The following is a 25,473-nucleotide window of genomic DNA, read 5'->3' on the forward strand; positions in this document are numbered from 1 at the left end:
GGAATGGCCCGATGGCCATCGCCACCGTCAATCCGGCCGACGGCCGGACCGTCGAGGTCTTCGATCCGCTGGACGAGGCGGGCGTGGAGCGCCGGCTCGCCCGGGCCCAGTCCGCGTTCGAGTCCTGGCGGCTGACCACCTTCGCGCACCGGGCCGAGCTGATGCGGCGGGCCGCCGAGCTGCTGGAGCAGGCGAACGAGCAGGTCGCGCGGACGATGACGCTGGAGATGGGCAAGCCGCTGGCCCAGGCCCGGGCCGAGGCGGCGAAGTGCGCCAAGACGATGCGCTGGTACGCGGAGCGGGCCGAGGGGCTGCTCGCGGACGAGCACCCGGAGCCGGGCGACGTGGAGGACTCGGGCGGGGTGTCGGCGTACGTCCGGTACCGGCCGCTGGGGCCGGTGCTGGCGGTGATGCCGTGGAACTTCCCGTTCTGGCAGGTGGTGCGGTTCGCCGCGCCGGCCCTGATGGCGGGCAACGTGGGCCTGCTCAAGCACGCCTCGAACGTGCCGCGCACGGCGCTCGCGCTGGAGGAGCTGTTCGCCCGCGCCGGGTTCCCGCAGGGGTGCTTCCAGACCCTGCTGATCTCCTCCGGCACGGTCGAGGCGGTGATCCGGGACGAGCGGATCGCCGCGGTGACGCTGACCGGCAGCGAGGGCGCGGGCCGCTCGGTGGCGGCGGTGGCCGGGGACGAGATCAAGAAGACGGTGCTGGAGCTGGGCGGCAGCGACCCGTTCCTGGTGCTGCCCTCGGCGGACGTGCCGGCCGCGGCCGAGCGGGCGGTGACCGCGCGGGTGCAGAACAACGGGCAGTCCTGCATCGCCGCCAAGCGCTTCATCGTGCACACGGACGTGTACGAGGAGTTCCTGGCCGCGTTCACCGCGCGGATGCGGGCGCTGACCGTCGGCGACCCGATGGCGGACGGCACCGAGGTCGGCCCGCTGGCCACCGAGCAGGGCCGCACCGACCTGGAGGAGCTGGTGGCGGACGCGGTGGCGCTCGGCGCGACCGCCGAGTGCGGCGGCGGCCGGCCGGACGACCCGGCGCTGGCGGACGGCTGGTACTACCTGCCGACGGTGCTGACCGGCGTCACCCCCCGGATGCGGATCCACCGCGAGGAGACGTTCGGCCCGGTCGCCACCGTGTACCGGGTCGCCGACCTGGACGAGGCCGTCGCCGTCGCCAACGACTCGCCGTTCGGCCTGAGTTCCAACGTCTGGACCCGGGACGACGCGGACCGCGAGCGGTGCGTGCGCGACCTGCGGGCGGGCGGGGTCTTCTTCAACGGGATGACCGCCTCGCACCCGGCCCTCCCGTTCGGCGGGGTCAAGCGCTCCGGTTACGGGCGGGAGCTGTCCGGTCACGGCATCCGGGAGTTCTGCAACATCACCACGGTGTGGTCCGGGAGCTGACCCGGCCCCCGGCGCGGGCGTGGCCGTGGACGCGGCCACGCCCGCCCGTGGCGGGAGGGGCTGGGGAGGGGCTCAGGCGTGGTGCGGGTGGGCGTGGCGGGGGTGGGCGTGCTCGTGGCGGCCGACGAACTGGGCGGCGAACGCGACGACGGTCACGCCCCACACCACCGAGAACACCACCAGCAGCCAGAGCTGGCCGACCTGCGGCGCGACCAGGCCCAGGCCCAGCGACAGGGCGAGCAGGAAGACCAGCGAGGAGTTGTGCTTGGCGGTCAGCCAGGCGGCCATTCGACGGATCGGGTTGGATTGCGGCGTTCCGGTAGCGGTCGCGGGCATCGCTCTCACCTCCGCAGAGTTCAACGTCTGTTCGAGTATCCCGCTGGTCAGCACACCCGGCAGCCCGGGTAGCATCACGGCGAGTACCGACGAGGGGGCCGTTGATGCCGATACGCGGGGACCTGCGCGGGGGGCTGCGCGCGCTGGAGCGGCAGGCGTCCGGGCTGCCGGACGGCGCCGAGCTGTACCGGCTGCGCCCGGACGGGCGGGTGCTGCGCGCGGACCGCGCCGGCGCCCGGGAGCTCGGCCCGCAGGACCCGGACAGCGGGCTGCTGCGCTTCATCGACGACCGGCAGTGGGCGCACTACTTCATCGGGGACGCCGCGACCTCCCCGGAACGCCCGTCGAACGCCACCTACAAGCTCGGCCTGGTCGCCCCGCACAGCGCGTTCACCCCGCACGCGCACGGCGGTGAGCACCTGGTGCTGGCGCTCGGCCCGGCCTCCTGCGGCCTGTACGACGCGCGCCGGCGGCAGGTGGTGGAGGTCAGGCTGGCGCCGGGCACGCTGATCCGGATACCCGAGCTGATGCCGCACTCGTTCGGCAACCGGGGCCGGGACCGGCTGGCGATCCTGGCCGCGAACACCGGCTACGGCATCGACCACGAGGACTACGCGATCACCGCCGAGGCCGCCGAGCGGCGCGGCGAGGACGGGCTCGCCGCCGCGCTGCGGGAGGTCGCGGCGGCCCAGCGCCCGGGCACGGTCACCTTCCGCGAGCGGCTGGCGCTCGGGCTGCGCCGGGCCGCCGCCGCACTGGAGGACACCCGGTGAGGCCGGCCGGGGCGGGTGCCCGGTACGGCCGGGGCGGTCGGTTGGGTTGGTTGGGGTGGTTGGGGTGGTTGGGGTGGTTGGGGTGGTTGGGGTGGTGCAACGCCCCGGCTGTCGGCTGCGTCTGATGGAGTGTCCGATGACGGCCCGCCGAGATCAGCCCCCCGACCGAGGACGCCCGTCGCCCTGGGAGGACGCCCGATGATCTGTCCGCACTGCCACGTCGACCGCCGACAGCGGGAACGCACCGGCCACACCTGCTCGAACTGCCGGAAGGTGTTCGCGCTCGACCCGAAGGTCGAGCCGGGACGCCTGCACGACACCAAGTTCCGCGAGTTGGTGGCGAAGGCCGCCCCCGGCGGGCTGCGGATCACCGTCGAGCAGCTGTACTGGGTCAACGAACGCCGCCTGTACCGCTTCCCGACCGGGCAGGAGCGGCGCGGCAGCGTCACCGGCGGGATGGTGCTGGCGATGGCCGTCGTCCTCGTCGTCTCGCTCTCCTTCGGCATCGGCGGCCTCGCCTATCTGCTGCTCGACCCGCTCGCTTTCCTCTTCGGCTGGCTGTCCTACCGGCAGTTCCAGGGCGCGAAGCAGTACCGCCCGCCCCGGCCGTTCGGCACCTGGGTGCGGCCGGAGGACTTCGAGCGGCGGGTCGCCGGGCGCTGGCGCCAGGTGTACGGCGCGCTCCCGGACGGGCTGGCGGAGCTGACGACCGCCGCCGTCCCCACCTGGCCGACCCGCCCGCGCGCCGTGGTGCTGTGCGAACTGCCCGCCGTGTTCGACTTCCTGCACGTCAACGGCTTCGCCGAACGCCACCGGGTGGCACTGGCCCGGACGCCCGCGCAGCTCCCGGCCGGACTGCCCGTGGTGGTGGTGCGCGACCTGTCCCTGACCGCGCTGGCCCGGACGGCGCGGCTGCGCGCCGAACTGCCGGACCGCCGGGTGGTGGACTGCGGGCTGCTGCCCCGCGCCGTCGACGTCCCCGCGCGGGCGGTGCGGCTGCGCACCGGCGGCGCCAAGCGGCTGGCGGTGCCCGACGTGCTGGCCGGATCCCCCGGCTGGCAGCGCCTGCCCGACCGGGAACGGGAGTGGCTGCTCGACAACTGGTCCTCCCCGCTGATCGCCCTGCCGCCGGTGAAGCTGATGGCACTGCTGGACAAGGCCGTCGAACGGGCCGTCGCCGTCACCGCCACACCCGTCCGGGCCGGGGCGGCCGAGGTCGAGAGCCCGGCGGAGACCCGGCGACGGGCCGAGCGGATCGGCTTCCTCACCTGGCCGCAGGCGGTTCCCGCCCCGCGCACCGGAACCGACACCACCCCGACGGACGACACCTCATGACCGCGCACCTCGCACCAGCTCAACACCCTTTCACCCCAAGCCCGTTCGCCCCGCGCGGGGCCGCCCGCCCGGGAGGTTCGCTGTGACACCGGCGATAGCGGCGATACCGGTGCCCGACCGGCTGCTCGACCGCGCCCTGCGGTCGGCCGCCGAGCGCTGCGCCCGGCCCGGCGGACTCGCCTTCACCGCGCGGCAGTTGTACTACGAGACGGACCGGACGCTGTTCCCGCTGCACCGGGGACCGCACCGCCTGCGGTACACCACCCGGCCGCTGCTGTCCGAGCCCCGGTTCGCCGCCGCGCTCGCCCGGCATCCCGAACTGGACGTCCTGCCGGACCTGGTGACCCCCGCGCCGCACCGGCCGGGGCCGGAGAGCGACCTGTACGACTACGCCTTCCCCCGGCTGCTGGTCTGCCAGGACCCGGCGATCGCCGGGATGCTGCGCGCCAACCGCCTGCACCTGGAAGGGGCTTGCCCGATCCTGACCCCGGAGCGGCTGCCGCTGGACGGGCGGCTGCTGGCGGCGATGGCGCGGGCCGACGGGGCGGTGGTGCACGTCCTGCACGACGCCTCCCCCGCCGGGCTGGAGCTGTTCGTCCGGGTGCGCGCGCACGCCGGGCCGCGGCTGCGGGTGCGCACGGCGGGGCTGCTGCCGCGGCACGCCGCCGCCCTGCACCTGGCCGCGCCCGGCGGACGACCCCGGTGCGCGGTCGAGGAGTTGCCCGCCGAGCTGCCGGCCGCCGAGCGGGCCTGGCTGGCCGGCGGCCGGGTCGCCGAGCTGGCCGCGGTCCGTCCGGCCCGGCTGCTGCGGACCGTCCTGCGCACCGTCCGCGGCGGCGGCTTCGCCCCGCCCGCCCGTCCGGCCGCGCCCACCCGGGCCCGCGACACCGGCTTCCTGACCTGGCCGACGCCCTGACCCCCCGAGGACGTGGACGATGACCCAGCCACCCGAAATCACCTACAGCGACGAGCTGTTGGCCGACGGCACGGTGCACCGCCGGTACTCCGACGGCCGCAGCGAGTGGCGCAGCCGCGGCGCCGACGGCCGCGTCCACTGGCGGGACGACCGGGGTGACGCGGGCACCGACGAGCGGCTGGGCCGCGACCTGGTCAAGCGCGTCCACGCGGACGGCCGGGTCGGCTACGGCCGGGACGTCGGCTACGGCCGCACGGTGTGGGGCCAGGGACGGTACGTGCTGGTCAACCGCAGTTCGTTCCCGGGCCGGGTCGGCGTGGTGCTCGGCGCGCTGGGCCTGGGCGCGGGCGTGGCCGCCGCGCACTACGCGCCCGAACTCCTCTCGGCCGACGAGGAGGAGGAGTTGCGCCGGGAGGCCGAGCGGGCTCGCGCCGGGGGCGACGGCGGCAGCGGCGGGGACGGCGGAGGCGGGGACGGCGGCTTCGACGACGGGGGCGACGACCACCGGCACGACGACGGGTTCGACCCGGACGGGTTCGACTCGGGCGGGTTCGGGAGCGCCGGGGACGGCGCCGACGGCGGCGATCCGCCGGACAACGACGGCTGGGACGGGGACGACTTTGGCTGAGCAGCACCCCGGGACGACGGCCCGCACCGCGGCCTCGCCCGGCACCCCCACCCGGCCCCACCACCTCGACCACCTCGACCACCTCGACCACCTCGACCGCCCCACCCCTCCGGCCCGCTACGCGGTCAGCTCGCTGCCCGCCCCGGTCGGGCCCGAACCCGGCCTGGTGGCGGGCCCGTTCGAGGCGGGCGGGCGGCGGCTCGCGACGGCACTGCTGACCGGGGAGCCGGGTTTCGCGGACGGCCCGTTCACGGTGGACGGGCGCACCGCGGTCGGTGAGGTGACGCTGCACAACCGGACGGAGCTGCTGGCCGCGCTGGCCGCCGCCGGGCGTCCGGCCGAACCGTCCTGCCCGGACGGGGAGTTGCTGCTGCGCTGCTGGTTGGCGCTGGGTCCGGACGGACTGCGGGCGGCGGACGGGATGTTCACCCTGGCGGTGCTGGACGGGCCGGACCTGGTGCTGGTGCGCGACCACGTCGGCGCCCGGACGGCGTTCCACTGCCGGACCGCGGGGGGCGGCTGGGCGGCGTCCAGTTCGCTGCGGGCGCTGCGGACCCGCCCCGACGTGGAGACCGGGTTGAACCTGTCGGCGGTCCGCTCCTTCCTGACCTTCGCCTACCTGCCGGGCGAGGAGACCCTGCTGCGCGGCGTCCACGAGCTGCTGCCCGGCCGGGTGACCCGGCTGCGGCCGGACGGGCGGGTGGACGTCGAGGTGTTCTGGGAGCCCCAACCCGGGCTTTCCGACGGCGAGTTGACGACCAGGCACTACGCGGAGGGCCTGCGGGAGCTGCTGGAGCGGGCGGTGGCGCGGCGGCTGCCGGACGGCGGGCGCGAGGTGGCGGTGCTGCTGTCCGGCGGGGTGGACAGTTCGCTGGTGACGGCGCTGGCGGCGCGGCTGCACGGGGGGACGGTGCGCACGTACTCGATCAGCTTCGGCGCCGAACTGCCCAATGAGCTGGGCTACTCGGGCCTGGTGGCCGCGCACTGCGGGACGGCGCACCGGGTGCTGACGGTGCCCGGGGAGCAGGTCGCGGCGCGGCTGGCGGACACCGTGGCGCTGCTGGACAGCCCGGTCGGGGACCCGCTGACGGTGCCGAACCTGATGCTGGCGGAGGCGGTGGCGGGCGACGGCATCGCGGTGTCGCTGAACGGCGAGGGCGGGGACCCGGTGTTCGGCGGGCCGAAGAACCCGCCGATGCTGGCGTTCGAGCTGATGCGGGACGACGACGCGGCGCAGGCCCGGGCGGACGCCTACCTGCACACGTACCGCAAGTGCTGGGAGGACCTGCCGGCGCTGCTCACCGGCGAGGCGCTGGCCGCGCTGGAGCCGGCCCCGCATCCGCGCCGACACGTCGCCCCCTACCTGACGGACCGCCGGTTCCCTTCGCTCCTGGACCAGTTGCTGCACTGCAACCTGCGCACCAAGGGCGCGCACCACATCCTCACCAAGGTGGAGCGGCTGACCGCCTCGCAGGGCGTGCAGGGGCGTTCGCCGCTGTTCGACCGGCGGGTGGTGGACCACGCGTTCGCCACCCCGCCGGGGCTCAAGCTGCGCGGCACGGAGGAGAAGTGGATCCTCAAGGAGGCGGTGCGCGACCTGCTGCCCGACACCGTCACCTACCGGCCGAAGAGCGGCATGCGGGTGCCCGTGCAGCAGTGGCTGCACGGCCCGCTCAGCGAGCTCGCCGCCGACCTGCTGCTCGGGCCGACCGCCCGGGCCCGGGGCCTGTTCCGGGCGGACACGGTGGAGACCTGGATGCGCGGCGGCGGGCTGCTGCTGCCCCGCCAGGGCGGCAAGCTGTGGCTGCTGCTCACCCTCGAACTGTGGCTGCGCGCCTACGACTTGTGAGAAGTGCCGCGAGAGGACCGGCGAGAATTCCGGCGGAAAGTCCGGCGGGAAGTCCGGTGAAGAAGTCCTGTGCGAACGAGGGAGAAGCGCCGATGGAACTGATCGATCCCCGCACCGGCGGTGTCCGCCGCACGGTGGCGCCCGGCCGGGCGGACGAGGTGGCGGCGGCCGTGGCCGGGGCCCGGGCGGCCCGGGCCGGGTGGGCGGCGCTGGCGCCGCGGGAGCGGCAGCGGCGGCTGGGCGCGCTGGCGGAGCTGGTCGAGCGGCACGCCGGGGAGTACGTGGCGGCCGAGTGCGCCGGGACCGGGAAGCCGGTGGCGGAGGCGGCGAACGAGGTGGCCGAGGTGGCCGACCTGTTCCGGTTCTACGGGGGTGCGGTGCGGGCCGCGACGGCGCCCGCCGCGGGCGACTACCTTCCCGGGCACCAGAGTTGGGTGCGCTGGGAGCCGGTCGGTGTGGTGGCGGCCGTGGTGCCGTGGAACTACCCGCTGCTGATGGCGGGTTGGCGCTGCGCGCCCGCGCTGGCGGCCGGGAACCCGGTGGTGCTCAAGCCCGCCGAGACCACCCCCGACAGTGCGCTGCTGCTCGCCGAGCACGCCGAACAGGCCCTCGGTCCGGGCGTGTTGACCGCGCTGCCGGGTGACCGGGAGACCGGCCGGCTGCTGGTCGGCGCGGGCTGCGACCTGGTCGCCTTCACCGGCAGCCCGGCGGGTGGCGCGGACGTGGCCGCCCGGGCCGGGCTGACCCCGGTCAGTCTCGAACTCGGCGGCAACAGCCCGGTGCTGGTGCTGCCGGACGCCCCCGCCGACACCTGGCGGCAGCTCGCCGCCGCGTGCACGTACAACGCGGGGCAGAGCTGCGCCGCGCCCGCCCGGGTGATCGTGCTGGAGCCGGCCTACCGGGAGGCGGTGGCCGCGCTGGCCGCCGCGATGGCCGAGCGGCGGGCCGGGCGGGACTTCGGCCCGCTCAACAACCCGGACCAGGCGGCCCGTTACGACCGCCTCCTGGCCTCGTCCGGGGCGAAGACCGTGCACACCGCGCCGGGGCGCGGCGACGGGCTGTGGCGGCCTGCGACGGTGCTGGCCGACCTGCCGGACGACGACCCGGCGGTGGTCGAGGAGGTGTTCGGTCCGGTGCTGACCGTGCAACGGGCCGCGACGCTGGACGAGGCGGTGGCGCTGGCCGAGTCCGTCCCGCAGGCCCTGGCCGCCTCGGTCTGGACCACCGACCTGTCCACCGGCCTGGCCCTCACCGACCGGATCTCGGCCGGCGAGGTCTGGCTGAACTGCCACCTCGCCCAGTCCGCCGAACTCCCGCACAGCGGCCGCCGCTCCTCCGGCGCGGGCACCGACCTGTCGGCGCTGGCCCTGCGCGAGTACCAGCGGCCCAAGACGGTCACCGCCCGGCTGCTCTGAGCCGCCGGTGGCCGTCCGGTGGGAGGATCGGGGCATGGACGGGGAACCGCTGGCGGGCGGGTTGGCGAACGCGGGGGCCGTGGTGCGGCGCGGGGACGTGGTGGAGCGGCCCGCGCCGCCGCACGCCGGGGCGCTGCACGCCTTCCTGACCGGGCTGCGGGCGGGCGGCTTCCCGGGGGCGCCGGTGCCGGTGGGCCCGGTGGCGGGCGGGCGGGAGCGGCTGGAGTTCCTGCCGGGCGAGGTCGCCCTGCCGCCGTACCCGGCCTGGGCGCTGGGCGAGGACGCGCTGGTGTCGGTGGCCCGGCTGCTGCGCCGCTGGCACGAGGCCGCCGCCCGGACGCCGTTCGACCCGGTGGCGGCCTGGCCCGGCGAGTTCGCCGACCCGGAGGGCGGGCCGCTGCTGTGCCACAACGACGTCTGCCCGGAGAACGTGGTCTTCCGCGCGGGCGGGGCCGCCGCACTGATCGACTTCGACTTCGCCGCCCCCGGCCGCCCGCTCTGGGACGTCGCCCTGACCGCCCGCTACTGGGTCCCGGTGCTCGACCCGGCGACGGCCGCCGAGACCGCCCGCGCCGACCTCGAAGTCCCGGCCCGACTCGCCCTGTTCGCCACCGCCTACGGCCTCCGGCCGGCCGACCGCCTCGCCCTGCCGACCGTCCTGGAACAGGCCACCGGCGTCTGCCGCACCTTCGTCGCCCGCCGCGTCACGGCCGGGGACCCCACGTTCACCCGGTACTTCGACGCGTACGGCGGCTGGCCCCGCTGGGACCGCCTGCAGTCCTGGCTGGCGGACCGACGCCCCGCGCTGGAGCGGGCGTTGACGTCCTGACCCGCCCGCCCGACGGCGGGGAGGAGGCCCGGAGCGGGTGGGCGACCCGGCCCCCGGATGGACGCCCCGGCGGGCGGCGGGGGCGGGCAGTCCGTACGGTGCGGTTCGGGGGCGGAAGTCCGGGGGGACACCCGAGTGAGAGGTAAGTACTGGCATGGCTGGGAAGTTCGAGCTGTACGTGGACGAGTCGGGCAACCACCGCTTCCGCCTCAAGGCGAGCAACGGTTCGGTCGTGGTGATCGGCGAGCCGGAGGAGTCCCGCGAGCAGTGCCTGAAGAGCATCGAGTCGATCCGCAAGCTCGCGCCGTACGCGCAGCTGCAGGAGACTCCGGCGCACGCCTGACGGCGGCGCACCGGCCGGGAGCCGCGGGCGGTGGACCGTGGCGGGCCGGGAGCACGGGCCCGTGGCGACCGAGTTGTCGGTCCGTCACGGGCTCGTCGGCGTCGCGGCGCGGCGGGGGCGGTCCGGGGCATGCTGGGCGGGGACGGCCGGAGGCGAGCGAGGGGGTTGCGGTGAGCGGGCGGGAGATCATGGCGGCGGCGGGGGTGCTGTTCCCCGACGAGCGGGGGCGGCTGCTGGTGGTGCGGAACGCGTACCGGGCCAAGCACCCCGTCGCGGTGCCCGGCGGCGGCTGGGAGCCGGCCGACCCCTCGCCCCGGCACACCGCCGTCCGGGAGATCCGCGAGGAGCTGGGCGTCACGCCCGTGCTGCGCGAACTCGCCTGCCTGGACTGGTCGCGGGACCACGACCGGCCGCCGATCGCCGCGTTCCTGTACTGGGCCGACCCGCTGACCCCGGAGCAGCTGGCGGCCGTCCGGCTGGAGCGGGCCGAGCTGGACGCGATGGTCCACCTGCCGTCCGAGCTGCTGCTCTCCGCCGTGCCCCCGCTGCTGTCGCGCCGGATGGGGGCGTGCGTGCTGGCCCCGCGCGCCGCCGCCCCGCTGGAACTCGCCGACGGTCTGCCGGTCGGCCACTCCGCACTGCACCTGCCGCCGCGCCCGGCCCCCGCGTACCTCGGCGCGACCGCCCTGGAGGGGCTGCTGCCCCCCGGCAGCGGGCGGGACGCACCGCCGCCGCCGCTGGACAAGGCGACCTACTACGCGACCCGCCCGCGGATCCGGGCCAAGGCCCGGACGCTGTTCACCGACCCGGACGGGCGGGTGCTGCTGGTGCGCCTGGCGCCGTGGCGGGGCCAGTCGCCGTGGGTGCTGCCCGGCGGGTCGATCGAGGCGGACCGGGAGCTGCCCCGGGCGGCGGCCCGCCGCGAGACCCTGGAGGAGCTGGGCTGGCGGCACGAACCGGGCCGCCTGCTGGCCGTCGACTGGGTGGGCGGCCGGACGTCGGGGGCGGGGCGGGCGCCGGAGCCGCCGCACCTGTCGCTGGTGTACGACGGCGGGACGGCGGGCCCCGGGATGCTGGCGGCGGTCCGGGTCCAGGAGGAGGAGATCGCCGAGTGGCGGCTGTTCACCCCGCGGGAGGCCGCGGCGGTGCTGAGCCCGCCGCAGGCCCGGCGGCTGGCGGCCTGCCTGGCGGTGCGCGCCCTGCCGCCGACGGCCGGGCCGGTCGAACTCGTCGACGGCGCGCCCCCGGTGATCGGCCCCTGAGCGGCCCCCGCACGGCCCCTGGGTGACGCTGCCGGGGCGGCGGTCGGCGGTTCGCGGCGGGTACCGGGGGCCCGGCCGGGTATGAATAGGCAGGTCGGGGCGGTGTCCGCCGGTGCGGCGGGCGGATCGCGGAGATCACGGAGATCGGGAAGACCGGGAGGTGCGGGGTGGGGAAGTCGCTCGGGTCCGAGCTGGACGGCCGTGCGGTGCGGGCGCTCGGCGGCGGCAGTCGGCTGCTGCTGCGCCTGGACGGCGAGCTGCTGCTGACGGTCGAGAACGACTTCCGGCTGCGGCACGGCGCGGAGGTCGAGCACTTCTACCCCGCTCTGGGCCTGACCACCTCCGGCGCGCTCGGGCGGCTCGCGGACGCCGTCATCACCGCGACGACCGTCACCCCGGCCGGGGGCCTGGAGCTCGCCTTCGACACCGGCCAGGTCCTCGCCGTCGCCCCCGACCCGGCCCCCGGCGGGCCGGTCCACCCCTGGCAGCTCTCCTCCCCCGCCGGGCTGCTGTGCACCGGCGGCCCGGACGGCTCGTTCGGCCCGTGAGGTCCGCGTCCGCCCTGTGACGCCCGCACTGACGGTGCGTCGCGGGCGGCGTGCCCGGGGTGGGGCCCGATACCCGGGTGCGACGGCCGTTCGAGGCGGGCAACAATGGGCGGATGGAACTGCTGGCACAGGATGTGGACGTCCCAAGTGCGGTGCTGACCAGGGATGTTGAGCCGCTGATCAGAGCGCTGCGGCCCGCCCTGAGCGGCCCCGGTTTCGCCGCGTTCGCGGCCGAAGCGGCGGGCCAGGGGCTGGTGTTCACCGCCGCGTACGACAACTCGCCGACCGGACGCGGCCGTTGCGTGGGCGTGGCGACGCACCGGACGTTGGCGACCAGCCGGGGGCGGGTGCTGTTCGTCGACGACCTGGTGACCGATCCGGCGCTGCGCTCGGGCGGCGTCGGGTCCTGGCTGCTGGCCGAGTTGGCGCGGCGGGCGGCCCTGGCGGGCTGCGCGCGGGTGGAGCTGGACTCCGGGGTGGTCAACCAGGGCGCGCACCGCTTCTACCACGCGCGGCGGATGTCGGTGGTGGCGTTCCACTTCTCGCTGGACGTGTCGTCCGGCCACCGCTGAGCCGGGGAGGGGGAACCCCGGCGGCGGACCTCGCGTCACTAGGATGGCGGCCGGTCGACACGGCTGACCAGCGCGGCTGACCGGCGCGGGTGGGCGGGGAGAAGGGGGCGGGACGTGTTCGGAATCATCAGGCCGTGCAGGCACCGGTTGTCGGAGCGCCTGCACGCGTCGTGGACGGCGCACCTGTGCGGGCTGTGCCTGGCCCTGCGCGACGGCCACGGGCAGTTGGCGCGGACGGCGACCAACTACGACGGCCTGGTCGTCTCCGTCCTGGTCGAGGCGCAGTCGCCGCGGGCGGCGGACCGGCGCACGGCCGGGCCGTGTCCGCTGCGCGGCATGCGCACCGCGCCCGTGGCGACCGGCGAGGGGGCGCGGCTGGCGGCGGCCGTCTCGCTGGCGCTGGCCTCGGTGAAGGTCCGCGACCACGTCCTGGACGGCGACGGCGTCTTCGCCCGCCGGCCCGTGGCGGCCGGTGCCCGGCGGGTGACCAGGCGCTGGGACCGGCAGAGCGCGGGCGGCGGCGCCGCCGTCGGCTTCGACACCGGCGTCCTGCTCGCCGCCGCCGGGCGCCAGGGCGCGGCCGAGTCCGCGGTGACCGCCGGCGGGCCGCTGCTGCTCGCCACCGCGCCGACGGAGGAGGCCACGGCGGCGGCCTTCGCGCACACCGCGGTCCTGGCGGGCCGGCCGGGGAACGCCACCGCGCTCGCCGAGGCGGGCCGGCTGTTCGGGCGGCTGGCGCACCTGCTGGACGCCGCCGAGGACCGCGCGGACGACGAGGCCCGCGGGCTGTGGAACCCGCTCACCGTCTCCGGCACCACCGGGGCCGAGGCCGAGCGGCTGTGCCGGGACGCCGTCCACGGCATCCGACTCGCCCTCCGGGAGGTCGAGTTCACCGACCGGGCGCTCGTCCACCGCCTGCTCGGCCACGAGACCGAGGAGGCCGTGGACCGCGTCTTCGGACGCCGCGCCCACCACCGGGCCTGCGCGAACGCCGCCGCGCGCACCTCCCCGCCCGACGCCGACCCCGGCGCCGACCCCGGCGCCCCGTCGGCACCGGAGCACACCCACGACGTCGGGAAGCCGAAGCAGCCCCGCTCGCTGATCCCGGGCTGCGCGGTCTGGCTGACGATGGCCTGCACCTGCCAGTTGCTCTGCTGCGACCACGACGACCCGTTCACCCGCGAGCGGCGCGAGGGGTTCTGCCAGCGGCACGACTGCGACTGCGGCGACTGCTGCGACGCGTGCGACTGCGACTGCTGCGACTGCTGCGACTGCTGCGGGGGCGACGGGTGTTGCAGCGGGTGCGACTGCGGCTGCGACTGCTGAACCCGGGGCGAGCGCGGTCCACACCGCGCCGGGCCGTCCGGCTGATCGGCAGGCGGGGCGGTCCGGCTGCACTCGCTGCCGTTCTGACGCCGGGTCGGCCCACCGCCCTTGCGGGGTAGGCGAGTTGGCGCCGCCTGGCGGGCTCGTCTGACGGGGTGTCGGCAGGCAACCGTTGCAGGGCTGTTGCACGAGGTGTGAGGCGGGCCACAGCCCGGGCGGAAGGTTCGTGATCGACTCGGCGGATGGCTTGGATGCGGACGGTTCGGGTGGGTGTGGGGGCCGCGGTCGCGGTCGTGGCGATCGGGGCGGCCGCCGGGTGCGGGTCGGTCACGGCGGGCGGGGGCACCGCGGCGGGGTCCGCGGCACCGTCCGCCACGGGCAGCGCGGGCCCCTGCGGGGCGGCCCCGGCGGCGCGGCCGGACGGCTGGACCCGGGACACGGTGCGCGTCCTCGCCGTCAGCGCGGACTGCCTGGAGTACGAGGTGACCAATCCGGGCACCGAGGCCGTCGACGTCGCGGTGTCGTTCGGCTGGTCGGGCACCGAGGCCCGGCTGTCGTCCAACGCGACGGGGACCCGGACGGCGGTGGCGCCGGGGGCGACCGTCCGGGGCACCTTTCCGCTGACCGGGCGTCCCGCCCCGCCGGACCTCCCGGTGGGCGCGGACCCGACCTTCTCGGGCGCCGCGCGGTCCACCCGCTCCCCCGGCCCGTCCGGCGCCGCGGCGCCCGTACCGAAGGTGCGGATCACCCGGGTGCGCAGCGTGCCGACGGCGGAGGCCCCGTCGACCGGCGGCGCCTGCCCCGCCGCCGGAATCCGGGTCTACGCGGACCAGGGCGACGCGGCGATGGGGCTGCGGGTGGTGGGGCTGCACCTGGAGAACTGCGGGACGAAGGACGTCACGCTGAACGGCTACCCGCAGACCCAGCTGTTCGACGAGGCACACGCCCCGCTGGACGGCGTCCAGGTGCTGAAGGGCGGCGCGGCGATCGCGACGAGCGCCGGCGCGGACGCCCCGCCCCGGCGCTTCACCGTCGCACCGGGCGGGAAGGCGCACGCGACGCTGGTGTGGCGCAACACCGACGACGCCTCCTCGGCCCCGGTGAACGCCCCGTACGTGCGGGTGCGGGCCACCCCGGACGCCGCGCCGGTGACGGTGACGCCGGAACTCGACCTGGGCACGACGGGGCGGATCGGCGTCGGCGCCTGGCAGCCGGACGGGTCCTGACGTCCCGCCGCTCGCCCTGTTCGCGGGGAGACGGGCGGCGGGCTCAGCCGGTGCAGACCCAGGCGATCCAGGTTCCGCCGCCGGCGTTGGCGATCGCGGCCTGTTGGGCCTCGGCCCGGGTCTTTCCGTGGCCGCCCCAGTAGTGGCGGGCGGTGGGGTTGTAGGCGACCGCGCCGCAGCCGTCGGAGAACGCCGTCAGGACCTTGCAGTCGGTGCCCGGGCACTCTGACATCGCCCGCTGCTGGGCGGCTTCGGCGGAGGGGTAGTTCCAGGCCCGGCCGGTGCCGCCCTTGCCGTCCACGGCGATCGCGCCGTAGCGGACCGGCGGCGGGGGCGGGCTCGGCGGATCGACGACGGGCGGATCGACGCTGGGCGGATCGACGACGGGCGGGTCGACGTCCACGGGCTCGGTGTCCGGGAGGCTCGGCGGGTCGTAGGAGTGGGTGAGGAGGGGCGGGGCGGGGAGGACGAAGTGGGAGGCGGCGGCGGGTGCCGTGGACGTCGGGCCGGGGGTGGGGCGGTCCGGGTCGCGGTTCTCGGTCGCCACGCCGATCCCCACGACGGCCAGCAGGATCAGGGCGATGACGCCGCCCGCACCGCCGCCGCCACCCCCGCCGCCGCGCCGGGGCGGGTCCGGGCGCGGCGGGTCCGGGCGGGGCCGCCGGGGGTGCGGGGGGAGTTCGCCCGCGCTCCCGTTGACCGGGATCGGGTCAGCCGCCACCTGGGCCCTCCCCGACGGCGACGGGCCGGGCATCCGGAACGGCCGGGGCGGAAGCCGGGGCGGGAGCCGGTGCGGCGGCCGGGGCAGGCGGCGGGGCGGGGGCGTGCGTCGGGCCCGCGTCGTGCAGCGGGGAGAGGTCCGCGAGGGCGGTGACGCCGCCGGGCCCGCAGGTGGGGCAGGTGGGGGCGGCGGTGGCCGTGACGGGGGTGAGGGAGGGGGCGAGCAGGTCGTAGAGGGTGAGGGCGGGCAGCGCGTCCCCGCCGGGGGCGGGCAGGGCACCGGAGAGGAGTTGCACGGCCCGGGCCACCAGCAGCGAGGCGACCACGCCGTTGAGGAACACCACCGAGGGCGCCGGTTCGCGGGTGCCGTAGCCGTGGGCGATCTCGCGGGTCCGGACCTCCGGCGGCGCGAGGTCGAAGGCGGCCCGGCGGGCGTTGATGGCGCCCTGGCACTCCAGGCACCCCAGCCCGGGCAGGACGGCCTGGACCTGCCCGCCGGCGTGGGTGACCCGGTGCGCGGCGTCGATCCGGGTGCCGCTGCCCGCGTCGAGGTACGGCAGGACGTACTGGACGGCGAGCTGGTTGAGCACCAGCCGGGCGCCGTCGCTGTCCACGCAGCCCAGCAGGAGGTCGGCGGTGCGCACCGGGCCCAGGGCGCGGTCGCTCAGGATCTGGTCGTGCACCGCCTCCACGGTGCTGTCCGGGGCGACGGCGCGCAGCAGGTCGGCGTACACCTCGACCTTCGGGCGGCCGACGTCGGCCTCGGTCGCGCCGAGCAGCCGGTTGAGGTTGGAGCGTTCGACCGTGTCCGGGTCGACCAGGACGAGCCGGCCGAAGCCGAGGTGCGCGCACTCCAGGGCGGTGAAGGAGCCCAGGCCGCCGAGTCCGACGATCGCCACCGTGGTGCGGGCCAGCAGTCGCTGGGTCTCCGGTCCGAGCAGCGGGAGTTGGCGGTCGTGGCGGGAGTCCTCGGCCGGGACGGCGGGGGCCTCCGGGGCGTCCGGGTGGGCGTGGCGGCTGCGCCAGGGGCGTCGGCGGGTGCGGCCGGGCGGTTCGGCCGGGGTGGGCGGGCCCTGCGGCCGGAGCGCGCCGCTCGGGGTGATCCGGGTCAGTGGCGGGCGGCCGTCCCCGGCGCCGACCACCAGGATGCGGCGGACCGGGCGGATGCTCGCGGTGGCCCGGTCGTAGTGGTGGGCGTCGAGGCTGCCGTGGCCGAGCACCATGGTGGCGTGCCGGGCGTTCGCGGGCAGCAGGTCGGCCACCGGGGGCATCTTCGCCCGGTCGTTCGCCCGGTCGATGCCGCTGAACGTGGTCCCCGGGCCGTGGCTGAACGGGTGCGAGTGCGCCTCGATCAGGCTCCAGCCCTCCTCCCGGCAGCGGGAGAGCGCGGCCGCGACGAACTCGGCGGTGGGGGCGACCGCCACCGGCGTCCGGCGCTCCAGGTCGGCCGGCCCGGCGAGCAGCAGCTCGCGGACGGTCAGCCGGACGCCGTTGGGCCCGGACCCGGACCCGGGGCCGGGTGCGGGGGCGGGGGCGGCCAGGGCGAAGGCGAGCTGCTCGTCCGCGTCGCTGCCGCCGGGGCCGGGGTGGGGGCCGAGCAGGTGCCGGCGGAACAGGTCCCACTGCGGGCCGGGGAAGACGATGTCCAGGTCGTTCACGGCCGCCCTCCGGCGAGTCGCTCGCGGTCGCGGAACACCGCCGCGATCAGGTCCAGGTACGAGAGCAGGTTGTGCCCCTCGCGCAGGCGCAGGCCGCCGGCCGGGTGCCAGGACCTGACGTGGATGCAGAAGTGGCCCCACCCCTTGTCGAGGTACTCCTGGTCGGCCGCGGTGAAGCCGCCCGCGGTGAAGAAGTGCTGGATCGAGCGGCCGTCGGAGGTCCGCAGGTCGCGGTCGGTCCAGAACCACTGCGGGGCGACCGAGGGGTAGCCGGGGTTCCCGTGCGGGACGTCGATCAGGATCTCGACCTCGCGCCGGCTCCAGCCGCCGGGTACCGGGAACTTTCCGATGTGCACCCAACTGGCCTCCTGGCGGTCGTAGTTGACCGCTCGGTAGCGCTGGGCGAGGAGCTGCACCTCGGCCTGTAGGCGGCTCCGGCGGCGCCCGGTGGCGCTCAGGTCGGCGGCCACCTCAGGACCCGTACTCGTAGCGCGGGACGATCGTCACGTCGGTCACGCCGTTCGGCAGCCGGTCGGCGTCCGCCACCCGCTCGATCCTGCCGTTCGGCATGGCCGCCATCACCCAGTCGTCGGTCGCGATGCCGGCCGCCCGCTTGAGCTGCTCCGCGGTCGGGTCGTCGGCGCGCACGTCGACCACCTCGCCGTTGATCACGTAGCGTCCCATGTCCTGCTCCTCCTGCGTGGTTCGTCCGGGCGGCCGGGACGGTCGGTCCGGCCGGGGGCGGGCTCCGCCCGCTCCTCCGGTTCCGGTGAACCCGCCTTGCCGCAGGGGCCGTTGACCGGCCGGCTCGCGCGCCGGCTCCCCGTCAGTTCGGGCACCGCCGACGGTTCCCCCATCATGCGCCGCGGCCCGCTCCCCCGGGCCGGTTCGCGGACCGGCAACCGGACCACGACCGGGAATCGCCCGGACCACCCCCCACCCGGGCCGGGCGGGGGACGGTGCCGGGCCTCAGCCCACGTGGACGCGGGGGCGGCGGGAGCGGTCGGGTTCGGCCTCGCGGAGCACTTCGCGGGTGACGGGGGCGACCTCGCCCTGGCCGAAGAGGAAGAAGCGCAGGAACTGGGCGAAGGGGCTGCCCTCGGTCCATTCGAAGTAGATGTGCGGGAGTTGGCCGGTGGTGTCGCGCACGTGCAGCAGGGTCGCGGCGAGCGCGTTGGGGACGCTGGAGTGTTCGAGGGTGAGGACCCGGTAGCGGCCGTGCAGGACCTCGCCGCGGACGTGCAGTTCGGCCTCGAAGTCGGACGCGTCGCGGACGGTGACCTCGACGAAGACCAGGTCGTCCTCGGCCGGGATGTCGTTGTCGGCGCGGATCTGGTGCACCTTGTCGCGGTACTCGGCGAGGTCGCGGCCGGCCGGCTCGTTGGCGATGAAGCGGATCGTGCGGTGCGCGGTGTCGCGCACGAAGCGTTCCGCGACCTGGTCCAACCGGACGTCGGTGACCCGGAGTTCGAAGGACCGGGCGAGCCGGGAGGCGAGCGAGACCAGCACGATCGCGGCGATGAAGCAGGCACCGATCTTCACGCCGTCCGGGCGTTCGGCGATGTTGATGCCGGTGGTGTAGAGGAAGACCCCGGCGATGACCGCGAAGCCGACGGTCCAGCCGCGCTGGCGGGCGGCGTGGGCGGCGATGGTGACGGCGATCGCGGCGGAGGTGATCAGCACCAGGACGCCGGTGGCGTACGCGCCGCCCTGCTTGTCGACGTTGGCGTCGAACAGCCAGGTGATCAGGAAGGCGGTCGCGGTGAGCACCAGCACCATCGGGCGCACCGCGCGGGCCCAGTGCGGGGCCATGCCGTAGCGGGGCAGGTAGCGGGGCAGCAGGTTGAGCAGGCCGGCCATCGCGGAGGCGCCGGCGAACCACAGGATGGCGATGGTGGAGAGGTCGTAGACGGAGCCGAACGCGCCGCCGAGGTAGTGGTGGGCGAGGTAGGCGAGGGCACGGCCGTTGGCGGGGCCGCCGGGCTCGAAGTCGTCGGCGGGGATGAGCAGGGTGGTGATGAGGCTGGTGGTGATCAGGAAGCAGCTCATGATGACGGCGGCGGTGGTGAGCAGCTTGCGGGCGCCGCGGACGCGTCCGGTGGGGCGCTCCTCGGTGTCGTCCGGGTCGCCCTCGATGTGCGGCATGACGGCGACGCCGGTCTCGAAGCCGGACAGGCCGAGGGCGAGCTTGGGGAAGACCACCAGGGCGACGCCGATCATCGCGAGCGGGTTGCCGTGCTCCAGGCCGAGGGCGTGCGTCCAGTCGGTGACCACGGACGGGTCGGTGGCCACGTGCCACAGGCCGACGGCGACCACCACCACGTTCAGCGCCAGGTAGACGGCGACCAGGACGACCGCGATGCCGATGGCCTCGCTGAAGCCCTTCAGGAAGACGCCGCCGAGCAGCGCGACCAGCAGCAGGGTGATCAGCACCTGGTGGCCGCCCAGCGCGCCGCGCAGGTGCGGGTTCTCGACCAGGTGGGCGGTGGCGTCGGCGGCGGACAGGGTGATGGTGATCACGAAGTCGGTGGCGGCGAAGCCGAGCAGCGCGAGGACGAAGAGCTTGCCCTTCCAGAACGACAGCAGCCGTTCCAGCATGGCGATCGAGCCCTGGCCGTGCGGGCTCTCCTGCGCGACCCGGCGGTAGACCGGCAGCGCGCCGCACAGGGTGACCAGCACCAGCACCAGGGTGGCGACCGGGGAGAGCAGGCCGGCCGCGAGCGCGGCGATGCCGGGCTGGTAGCCGAGGGTGGAGAAGTAGTCCAGGCCGGTCAGGCACATCACCTTCCACCAGCGCCGGCCGTGCTGCTGGTCGGGGGCCTCGGCGTGCGGGCCGGGGTACTGCTTGGCCATGTCGGAGAGGCCGTCGAGCAGCCAGGCGCGCAACCGCTGCCGCGCCGTCCGTCCGTCCGCGGGGGCGGTGTCGACCACTGTGCTGCTCCTGTCCGGGAGGGGGCCGCCCGGGACCGCCGGGTGCTCCGGCCCGCCGGGCGGACTCCCAGGTCAATGTAGGTCACGTCCACCGCCGTCCGGGGCAGGCCGGGGCGTGGCCCGCGCTTCTTTGGCCCGAGCGGGCGGCGCCCGAGCGGAGTGCGGTCCCGGGACGCCGCCGGGCCGTCGGGCCGTCGGGGCGGGGCCGGTGGAAGGTTCGCCCGGGCGCGGGGGTCCAGGCCGGTCCGTCCGGTCCGTCCGGTCCGGGACCATCGGCCCGGTGCGCGGGACCTCCTGCCCCTGGCCGCGCGCCGAAGCGTTTCGACACGCTGCCAAGGTCGCGGCCGCCCACGGGGGGCGGTCGCGCCGCCGAGGAGAGGAACCCTCGCGCGCCCCGTCCGCACCGCCCGTCCGTGCGCCCGCTGACCCGCCGCCGGTTCGACCGCCGTCAGCAGCCGCACCACCGGCGGGGCGGGGGCGCGCGGCGCGATCCGCTCCGCCGCGGGGTGGGCCGGGCCGGGCGGCGGGCGGCCGCCCTGGCGTGCCGAGCGGTGACGCGTGGCGGGCGACGCGTGACGTGGGCGGTGGGCGGGTGACGTGGGCGGTGGGCGCGGCGAGGTGAAGGGTGCTGTGCGCGGCGGGCGGTTCGAGCACGTCCGGGCGGAAGCTGTCAAGGGCCGGTCAGGACCGTGCCGGAAGCCGGTCGGGTCCCGGCACGGGCGGCGGTCGGGGGCGGGTGGCCCTGTCGGCGGGCGGGGCGGGTTTGGCAGACTGCGGGGTGTACGCGGGGTGCAGGGGTCTGCCAGGAGGAGTGCTGCCATGTCCGAGGGTTCGGCGCCGATCAGGGTGTTCCTGCTGGACGACCACGAGGTGGTCCGCCGCGGGGTGCACGACCTGCTGGACTCGGAGCCGGACCTCCAGGTCGTCGGCGAGGCCGGGACGGTCGAGCAGGCGCTGGCCCGGGTGCCGGCGCTGCGCCCGGACGTCGCGGTGCTCGACATGCGGCTGCCGGACGGCGACGGGGTGACGGTCTGCCGGGAGTTGCGTTCACGGATGCCGCAACTCGCCTGCCTGATGCTCACCTCGTTCGACGACGAGGAGGCGCTGCTCGACTCGATCATGGCGGGCGCGGCGGGCTACGTGCTCAAGCAGATCAGCGGCACCGACCTGGTCACCGCGATCCGCACGGTCGCCTCGGGCCGGTCGATGCTGGACTCGGGCGCGGCGACCCGGCTGATGGCCCGGCTGCGCGGCGACACCCCGGCGCCCGCGCCGGAGTTCCCGCACCTGACCGACCGGGAGCGGGAGATCCTGGCGCTGATCGGCGAGGGGCTGACCAACCGCCAGATCGGCGAGCGGGTGTTCCTCGCCGAGAAGACCGTGAAGAACCACATCTCCCGGCTGCTGGCCAAGCTCGGCGTGGAGCGCCGCGTCCAGGCCGCGGTGATCGCCACCCAGACCCTGGCCGCGCAGCCGGGCGGCAGCGGCGAGCGGGGTTTCTGAGCTCCAGGGCCGCCGCGGCGCCCGGGGGGTGACCGGTCGGTCAGTGGACCGCGCCCAGGAAGGCCGGCGCCGCCGAGACGTTGGGCTCCGCCGCGTCCGTGCTGCCCAGCACCAGCCGTTCCGGGCGGCCCGACCGGTCCGCGGCCCGCGCGGGCCGGGGTCAGCGCGGGCCGGGGTTCGCGCGGGCCGGGGTTCGCGCGGGCCGGGGTTCGAACTCCGCCCGGAGCCACTGCACCGGAGCCCGGGTCGGCTCGGGGAAGTCCGCGATGCCCCGGCTGCGGCCCGCCAGGCGGCGGCGGTGCAGTTCCGGGTCCGGGCACGCCGCCTCCGGGAACAGCGCCGACCCGCCGTGCCGGGACGCCGGCGCCCGCCACTGCCCGCGCGCCGCCTCGACGGCGTTGGCCGCGTCGACGATCACGTGCTGCCCCGGCGCCGGCACCCCGTCCGCCACCGCCTCGGCCACCGCCTCGGCCACCGCGTACGCGGCCAGGCCGGTGGGCTGTTCGGGCCCGGTCCCGGCCCGCCGCATCGCCGCCTCGATCGGGTCCACCGACACCACCGGCGCGGCCGACTTCCGGCCCAGCGCCTCGGCCACCGCGCTCTTGCCCGCCCCGGGCAGCCCCGCCACCGCCACCAGCACCCGGCCGTCCCCCTTCCTCCGGGTCCGTCCGACTCCCCGCCGGACGGGACGTACACCGCGCTTTCCAAGCGGAGCAAAGATCACTATGGTCCTGGGGCTGTGACTATGCGTGGATCCGGTGACGATCTGTGGGATGAATTCGTCAGGGAGTTCGAGAAGGACAACGCGGTACGAGAGCCGAGCGCCGCCGAACGGGCCCGGCAGGCGGCCCAGCAGGCGGCCCGGCAGGCGGCCCGGCAGCAATGGCCTCCCCGGCGCCGCTCGCGGCACCGCCTGCTGCTCCTCTCGGCCGCCGCCCTGCTGGCCGCGGCGGGGGCGTGGGCGTACGCACTCGGCCCGCTGCACCCGGAGCCCGCCGCCGCACCCGCGCCGTCCGCCACCTCCGCTCCCGCCGCTGCGTCCGCCGCCGCGACCGCCGCTCCGGCCGGTTCGCCTGCCGCCACGACCGCCGCTCCGGCCGGTTCGTCCGGCGGGCCCGGTGCGGCGATCCCGCTGTCGGTCTTCCCGAAGCAGGTGCAGGGGTACAGCCTGGTCGCGGACGTGGCGAACCCGGACTGCACCGGGCCGGACACCGTGGCCCCCACCCTGGCCGGGCTGATCACGCAGAGCCACGGCTGCCTCGGCGTCGACCTGGCGCTGTACCGGGACGCCGACGGCAACCAGTACGACCTGGCGCTGTTCACCATGAAGGACCCGGCCGACATCCCGCACCTGCTGATGCTGCTGGGCACCGACGCCGAGAACTACCAGGTCGCGGTCCAACTCCCGCCCGAGGGCTCGGGTCTGCGCGCGCTCCCGGCCGACAGCGGGCTGGTGCAGGACTTCTCGGCCTACGGGCGCGGCATGCTGGTCGGCATGGCCCAGTGGTCCGACGGCCGCACCGCGGACTTCGGCCGGCTGTCGGAGCGGCTCGCCCCGCTGACCAGGGCCGTCATCGGCAACATCCCGGCCTGACACCCGTACGAGCCGTTCCCTGCTCACCCGGCGGCGGGCGCGGGCCCTCCGGCGGCCGGAGTGCCCTGGTCCGCGCCCGGGTCGAGCGCGTGGAAGCGGACGGTGTCGCTGCGCCGGTCGAACCACAGGGCGGCCCGGTGGCCGTTGCCGCTGCGGTCGAGGTCGTCCGAGCGGTTCCACTCGGGGTCCTCGGGCCCCTGGCCCTTGAGCGGTGCGGTGAACCAGGAGGTGGCGGAGACGTCCGCCTCGGCCGGGCCGCCGGGGACGAAGGGGTGGGCCGCCGTCAGTTCGCCGAGCCGGCCGGGGGCGAGCCGGGCCAGGCCGACGATCACCAGGTCCGGCGAGGGCAGGCCGCGGTCGTCGTGGTCCCGGCTGCTCGTTCACCTGGCGTCGGTGAGCGGGCCGAGCGCCGGGAACACCCGTTCCAGCGCCGCGTGGTCGGTGTGCCACCCGCCGCCATCGCCACCACTGCCGCCACCGCCGTTCGCGCCGTCACCGCTGCCGCCGGCCACCGCCTCCCACCGCCCGGCGCAGCACCCACCAGGCGGGCAGGACCGCCGCGGCCGCCCCGGTCCCGATCAGTCTCCGTCGCTCCACCACGTTCCTCCCGCTCCGTCGTCAGCCCAACGGGAGGGCGTAGACGGGTTCCTGGCCGAAGGCGGTGAAACCGGTCCTCCGCAGGATCGGCCCGGAGGCGGCCGGGTTGCTCTTGACCAGGGCCATCGTCGCGCCGTTCGCCGCCGCGTAGTCGAGCCGGGCGGCCAGCACCGCCCGGTACACCCCGCGGCCCCGCCGGGCCGGGACGACCACGCCGCCGGTCAGCCGGGCGACGCCGTCCACGACCGCCACGCCGCCCGTTCCGACCGGCTCGCCGTCCAGGTAGGCGACGAGCGTGCCGCCCCGGCCCGCCGGGGTGGCCTTGGCGTTCCGGGCCGCGGTGCGCTCCAGCCGGGTGGCGGGCGGGAGTTCGCCGCCGAAGCCGGTGACCTCGACGGCGGCTCCGTCCCGTACCGTCACGAAGTCGGTGGCCCAGCGCAGTTCCACCGGTACGGTCGGCGGCCGGAGCGCCGGTGCGCCGTCGGCCAGGTCCGCGGCCAGGATCTCCAGGCCGAGCTTCACCCGCCCGCCGCGCGCGGCCAGTTCGTCGCGCAGGCCGGGCGGGTCGCCGATCAGCACCTGCCAGTCGAGCACCGGCGGGCCGAGCGTCCGGGCCCGTGCCAGCACGGCGTCCACGGCCGGGGCCAGCGGTCCGGCGGGGGTGAAGGAGACCACCGACAGGTCGAACCCGTAGTAGTCGGGCAGCCGCAGGATCGTGTACCCGGCGTCCTCGACGACCTCGGCGTCGTCCGGCATCCACACCCAGGCCGCCCCCGCCGCGGCGACCGCTTCGGTCGAAAGGCTCATCCGCCCAACCTAGACGCCCCGGTCGCCGGGCCCGGAGGGGCTCCGGCAGGCTGTTGCAGAACCATGACGGTCTTCGTCCCGCGCCCGTCCCGCCCGTTCCCGCCCGGTGAACGGCCGACGTACGCCCGGCAGGTGCGCGTAGTACAGTCCGCCCAGCCGATCATCGGGGAGGGGAACGGGTGCGGGGGCGGGCGGACGGACGGGTGCACGGACGGGTGCGCGGACGGATGCCGGCCTGGCGTCGCCGGCGGATCGCCTGGTGGCTCAAGGGGGTGGCGCTGCTGGCCGTGCTGGTCCACCTGCCGGGTCGGCACGCCGCCCGCTCGGGCGGGCTGGTGAAGGTCGAGCAGTCGCTCGACCGTCCGGTGCTGCTGGTCGGGGCGGCGATCGTGCTGGGCGCGGTCTCGGTGGTGGTCGAGTGCGAGTTCCGCAGCGCGTTCTCGCAGATCGGCTTCGCCGCCGTCCTGGTGGGGACGATCGCCGCCGGGGCGCCGTTCGTGCTGCTGTCCGCGATGGCGGCCGGCGACGAGCCGTCCGTGGTCCGGTCGGTGCACCCCGACCACCCGGACCGGGTACTGACCGTGACCGACGTCGCCTTCTCCATCGATCCGGTCCACCAGCCGGAGTTGGTGGTCGGCGGCGGCTGGTCCGCCCGCCACCGGGTCCTGGGCACGTGGGGCGAGGGCAACGGGCCCGGCTCCCACCAGGGCGCGAAGTGGTACGGCCCGGACCGGATCGTGGTGAGCTCGGAGGCCGGGGTGGCTCCCGTCAGCGGCCGTCCGGGCACCCCGCACACCACCGCGCGCTGACCCGGGCGGCGGCTGCCGGAGGCCGTCGGACGGCGGTGCGGGGAGAAGGACGAACTTTTTCGGTTCCCGTGTCGATCCGCGCCCGCG

General features: G+C 76.3%; 26 protein-coding genes. 17 read left to right on the top strand and 9 right to left on the bottom strand.

From position 1 onward, the window contains the following. Positions 1-11 precede the first annotated feature (11 nt). A complete protein-coding gene (locus tag ACIP60_RS18790) occupies positions 12-1,409 on the top strand; it encodes an NADP-dependent succinic semialdehyde dehydrogenase (RefSeq protein WP_111552753.1) in 1,398 nt (465 codons plus the stop codon). Positions 1,410-1,481: 72 nt separating this feature from the next. On the opposite strand, the gene ACIP60_RS18795 is transcribed toward ACIP60_RS18790, so the two are convergent. Next, positions 1,482-1,697 carry a hypothetical protein gene (locus tag ACIP60_RS18795; RefSeq protein ID WP_400685663.1) on the bottom strand — a complete coding sequence of 72 codons (216 nt, stop codon included), beginning with the start codon at positions 1,695-1,697 and terminating at the stop codon, positions 1,482-1,484. Between the two features lie 152 nt (positions 1,698-1,849). On the opposite strand from ACIP60_RS18795, the gene ACIP60_RS18800 reads away from it, so the two are divergent. From ACIP60_RS18800 to ACIP60_RS18860, 13 genes are all read left to right on the top strand, one after another. Further along, positions 1,850-2,518, top strand: coding sequence for a cupin domain-containing protein (locus ACIP60_RS18800; protein WP_400685666.1), 669 nt, complete (start codon positions 1,850-1,852; stop codon positions 2,516-2,518). 198 nt (positions 2,519-2,716) lie between these two features. Beyond that, positions 2,717-3,853, top strand: a complete 1,137-nt coding sequence (locus ACIP60_RS18805; protein WP_400685669.1) for a hypothetical protein — start codon at positions 2,717-2,719, stop codon at positions 3,851-3,853. An 82-nt stretch (positions 3,854-3,935) separates the two neighbouring features. Further along, the gene (locus tag ACIP60_RS18810) at positions 3,936-4,769 is read left to right on the top strand and encodes a hypothetical protein (RefSeq protein WP_400685672.1); all 834 of its coding nucleotides are present in this window, start codon (positions 3,936-3,938) and stop codon (positions 4,767-4,769) included. Between the two features lie 19 nt (positions 4,770-4,788). Beyond that, entirely contained in the window at positions 4,789-5,397 is a 609-nt protein-coding gene (locus tag ACIP60_RS18815) for a hypothetical protein (protein ID WP_400685675.1), read from the top strand. Continuing rightward, positions 5,390-7,246 carry an asparagine synthase gene (locus ACIP60_RS18820; RefSeq protein ID WP_400685678.1) on the top strand — a complete coding sequence of 619 codons (1,857 nt, stop codon included), beginning with the start codon at positions 5,390-5,392 and terminating at the stop codon, positions 7,244-7,246. Before ACIP60_RS18815 ends, ACIP60_RS18820 begins: the two co-directional genes overlap by 8 nt. Before the next feature lie 92 nt (positions 7,247-7,338). Continuing rightward, a complete protein-coding gene (locus tag ACIP60_RS18825) occupies positions 7,339-8,661 on the top strand; it encodes an aldehyde dehydrogenase family protein (protein WP_400685681.1) in 1,323 nt (440 codons plus the stop codon). Between the two features lie 34 nt (positions 8,662-8,695). Further along, on the top strand, positions 8,696-9,490 hold the full coding sequence (locus ACIP60_RS18830) for a phosphotransferase (RefSeq protein ID WP_400685684.1): 795 nt from the start codon (positions 8,696-8,698) through the stop codon (positions 9,488-9,490). 154 nt (positions 9,491-9,644) lie between these two features. Then, a complete protein-coding gene (locus ACIP60_RS18835) occupies positions 9,645-9,833 on the top strand; it encodes a YegP family protein (protein WP_100834967.1) in 189 nt (62 codons plus the stop codon). 170 nt (positions 9,834-10,003) lie between these two features. Then, positions 10,004-11,095, top strand: a complete 1,092-nt coding sequence (locus tag ACIP60_RS18840) for an NUDIX hydrolase (RefSeq protein ID WP_400685688.1) — start codon at positions 10,004-10,006, stop codon at positions 11,093-11,095. 167 nt (positions 11,096-11,262) lie between these two features. Next, positions 11,263-11,643, top strand: coding sequence for a DUF6188 family protein (locus tag ACIP60_RS18845; protein WP_100834969.1), 381 nt, complete (start codon positions 11,263-11,265; stop codon positions 11,641-11,643). Positions 11,644-11,756: 113 nt separating this feature from the next. Further along, positions 11,757-12,215, top strand: a complete 459-nt coding sequence (locus ACIP60_RS18850) for a GNAT family N-acetyltransferase (RefSeq protein ID WP_400685692.1) — start codon at positions 11,757-11,759, stop codon at positions 12,213-12,215. A gap of 114 nt (positions 12,216-12,329) precedes the next feature. Beyond that, the gene (locus tag ACIP60_RS18855) at positions 12,330-13,541 is read left to right on the top strand and encodes a DUF5685 family protein (protein WP_400685695.1); all 1,212 of its coding nucleotides are present in this window, start codon (positions 12,330-12,332) and stop codon (positions 13,539-13,541) included. A gap of 440 nt (positions 13,542-13,981) precedes the next feature. Next, complete coding sequence (locus tag ACIP60_RS18860) at positions 13,982-14,767, top strand: DUF4232 domain-containing protein (protein WP_400685698.1); 786 nt, start codon at positions 13,982-13,984, stop codon at positions 14,765-14,767. A gap of 43 nt (positions 14,768-14,810) precedes the next feature. Here ACIP60_RS18860 and ACIP60_RS18865 read toward each other — a convergent pair whose 3' ends face one another. The 5 genes from ACIP60_RS18865 to ACIP60_RS18885 all read right to left on the bottom strand — a co-directional run bounded on the left by ACIP60_RS18865 (position 14,811) and on the right by ACIP60_RS18885 (position 20,076). Then, entirely contained in the window at positions 14,811-15,488 is a 678-nt protein-coding gene (locus ACIP60_RS18865; protein WP_400685701.1) for a DUF4189 domain-containing protein, read from the bottom strand. Further along, positions 15,478-17,145, bottom strand: coding sequence for a HesA/MoeB/ThiF family protein (locus ACIP60_RS18870; RefSeq protein ID WP_400685704.1), 1,668 nt, complete (start codon positions 17,143-17,145; stop codon positions 15,478-15,480). The genes ACIP60_RS18865 and ACIP60_RS18870 overlap by 11 nt, the downstream gene beginning before the upstream one ends. Continuing rightward, complete coding sequence (locus ACIP60_RS18875; RefSeq protein ID WP_400685707.1) at positions 17,142-17,615, bottom strand: E2/UBC family protein; 474 nt, start codon at positions 17,613-17,615, stop codon at positions 17,142-17,144. The genes ACIP60_RS18870 and ACIP60_RS18875 overlap by 4 nt, the downstream gene beginning before the upstream one ends. Before the next feature lies 1 nt (position 17,616). Continuing rightward, entirely contained in the window at positions 17,617-17,829 is a 213-nt protein-coding gene (locus tag ACIP60_RS18880; protein ID WP_400685710.1) for a hypothetical protein, read from the bottom strand. Positions 17,830-18,114: 285 nt separating this feature from the next. Then, entirely contained in the window at positions 18,115-20,076 is a 1,962-nt protein-coding gene (locus ACIP60_RS18885; RefSeq protein ID WP_400685713.1) for an amino acid transporter, read from the bottom strand. Positions 20,077-20,895: 819 nt separating this feature from the next. On the opposite strand from ACIP60_RS18885, the gene ACIP60_RS18890 reads away from it, so the two are divergent. Then, positions 20,896-21,579: a response regulator gene (locus ACIP60_RS18890; RefSeq protein ID WP_400685716.1), complete on the top strand. Its 684-nt coding sequence runs from the start codon at positions 20,896-20,898 to the stop codon at positions 21,577-21,579. A gap of 160 nt (positions 21,580-21,739) precedes the next feature. Here ACIP60_RS18890 and ACIP60_RS18895 read toward each other — a convergent pair whose 3' ends face one another. Next, positions 21,740-22,219 (bottom strand): AAA family ATPase, encoded by a 480-nt coding sequence (locus tag ACIP60_RS18895; protein ID WP_400685719.1) that lies wholly within the window; start codon positions 22,217-22,219, stop codon positions 21,740-21,742. 99 nt (positions 22,220-22,318) lie between these two features. Here ACIP60_RS18895 and ACIP60_RS18900 point away from each other — a divergent pair, with 99 nt between their 5' ends. Beyond that, on the top strand, positions 22,319-23,173 hold the full coding sequence (locus ACIP60_RS18900) for a hypothetical protein (RefSeq protein WP_400685722.1): 855 nt from the start codon (positions 22,319-22,321) through the stop codon (positions 23,171-23,173). A 23-nt stretch (positions 23,174-23,196) separates the two neighbouring features. On the opposite strand, the gene ACIP60_RS18905 is transcribed toward ACIP60_RS18900, so the two are convergent. Further along, complete coding sequence (locus ACIP60_RS18905; protein ID WP_400685725.1) at positions 23,197-23,505, bottom strand: hypothetical protein; 309 nt, start codon at positions 23,503-23,505, stop codon at positions 23,197-23,199. A 286-nt stretch (positions 23,506-23,791) separates the two neighbouring features. Next, the gene (locus tag ACIP60_RS18910; RefSeq protein ID WP_400685727.1) at positions 23,792-24,577 is read right to left on the bottom strand and encodes a GNAT family N-acetyltransferase; all 786 of its coding nucleotides are present in this window, start codon (positions 24,575-24,577) and stop codon (positions 23,792-23,794) included. Between the two features lie 227 nt (positions 24,578-24,804). Between ACIP60_RS18910 and ACIP60_RS18915 the strand changes: the two genes are divergently transcribed. Continuing rightward, on the top strand, positions 24,805-25,386 hold the full coding sequence (locus ACIP60_RS18915) for a hypothetical protein (protein WP_400685730.1): 582 nt from the start codon (positions 24,805-24,807) through the stop codon (positions 25,384-25,386). The last annotated feature ends 87 nt before the right edge of the window (positions 25,387-25,473 follow it).

The organism is Kitasatospora sp. NPDC088783, from assembly GCF_044750705.1.
GTDB classification, from domain to species: Bacteria; Actinomycetota; Actinomycetes; order Streptomycetales; family Streptomycetaceae; genus Kitasatospora; species Kitasatospora fiedleri.

Bases quoted from the DNA above. Each gene is read 5' to 3' on its own strand.
- ACIP60_RS18790 (WP_111552753.1), top strand. From the start codon at position 12: ATGGCCATCGCCACCGTCAATCCGGCCGACGGCCGGACCGTCGAGGTC.
- ACIP60_RS18795 (WP_400685663.1), bottom strand. From the start codon at position 1,697: ATGGCCGCCTGGCTGACCGCCAAGCACAACTCCTCGCTGGTCTTCCTG.
- ACIP60_RS18800 (WP_400685666.1), top strand. From the start codon at position 1,850: ATGCCGATACGCGGGGACCTGCGCGGGGGGCTGCGCGCGCTGGAGCGG.
- ACIP60_RS18805 (WP_400685669.1), top strand. From the start codon at position 2,717: ATGATCTGTCCGCACTGCCACGTCGACCGCCGACAGCGGGAACGCACC.
- ACIP60_RS18815 (WP_400685675.1), top strand. From the start codon at position 4,789: ATGACCCAGCCACCCGAAATCACCTACAGCGACGAGCTGTTGGCCGAC.
- ACIP60_RS18825 (WP_400685681.1), top strand. From the start codon at position 7,339: ATGGAACTGATCGATCCCCGCACCGGCGGTGTCCGCCGCACGGTGGCG.
- ACIP60_RS18830 (WP_400685684.1), top strand. From the start codon at position 8,696: ATGGACGGGGAACCGCTGGCGGGCGGGTTGGCGAACGCGGGGGCCGTG.
- ACIP60_RS18835 (WP_100834967.1), top strand. From the start codon at position 9,645: ATGGCTGGGAAGTTCGAGCTGTACGTGGACGAGTCGGGCAACCACCGC.
- ACIP60_RS18850 (WP_400685692.1), top strand. From the start codon at position 11,757: ATGGAACTGCTGGCACAGGATGTGGACGTCCCAAGTGCGGTGCTGACC.
- ACIP60_RS18880 (WP_400685710.1), bottom strand. From the start codon at position 17,829: ATGGGACGCTACGTGATCAACGGCGAGGTGGTCGACGTGCGCGCCGAC.
- ACIP60_RS18890 (WP_400685716.1), top strand. From the start codon at position 20,896: ATGTCCGAGGGTTCGGCGCCGATCAGGGTGTTCCTGCTGGACGACCAC.
- ACIP60_RS18910 (WP_400685727.1), bottom strand. From the start codon at position 24,577: ATGAGCCTTTCGACCGAAGCGGTCGCCGCGGCGGGGGCGGCCTGGGTG.
- ACIP60_RS18915 (WP_400685730.1), top strand. From the start codon at position 24,805: ATGCCGGCCTGGCGTCGCCGGCGGATCGCCTGGTGGCTCAAGGGGGTG.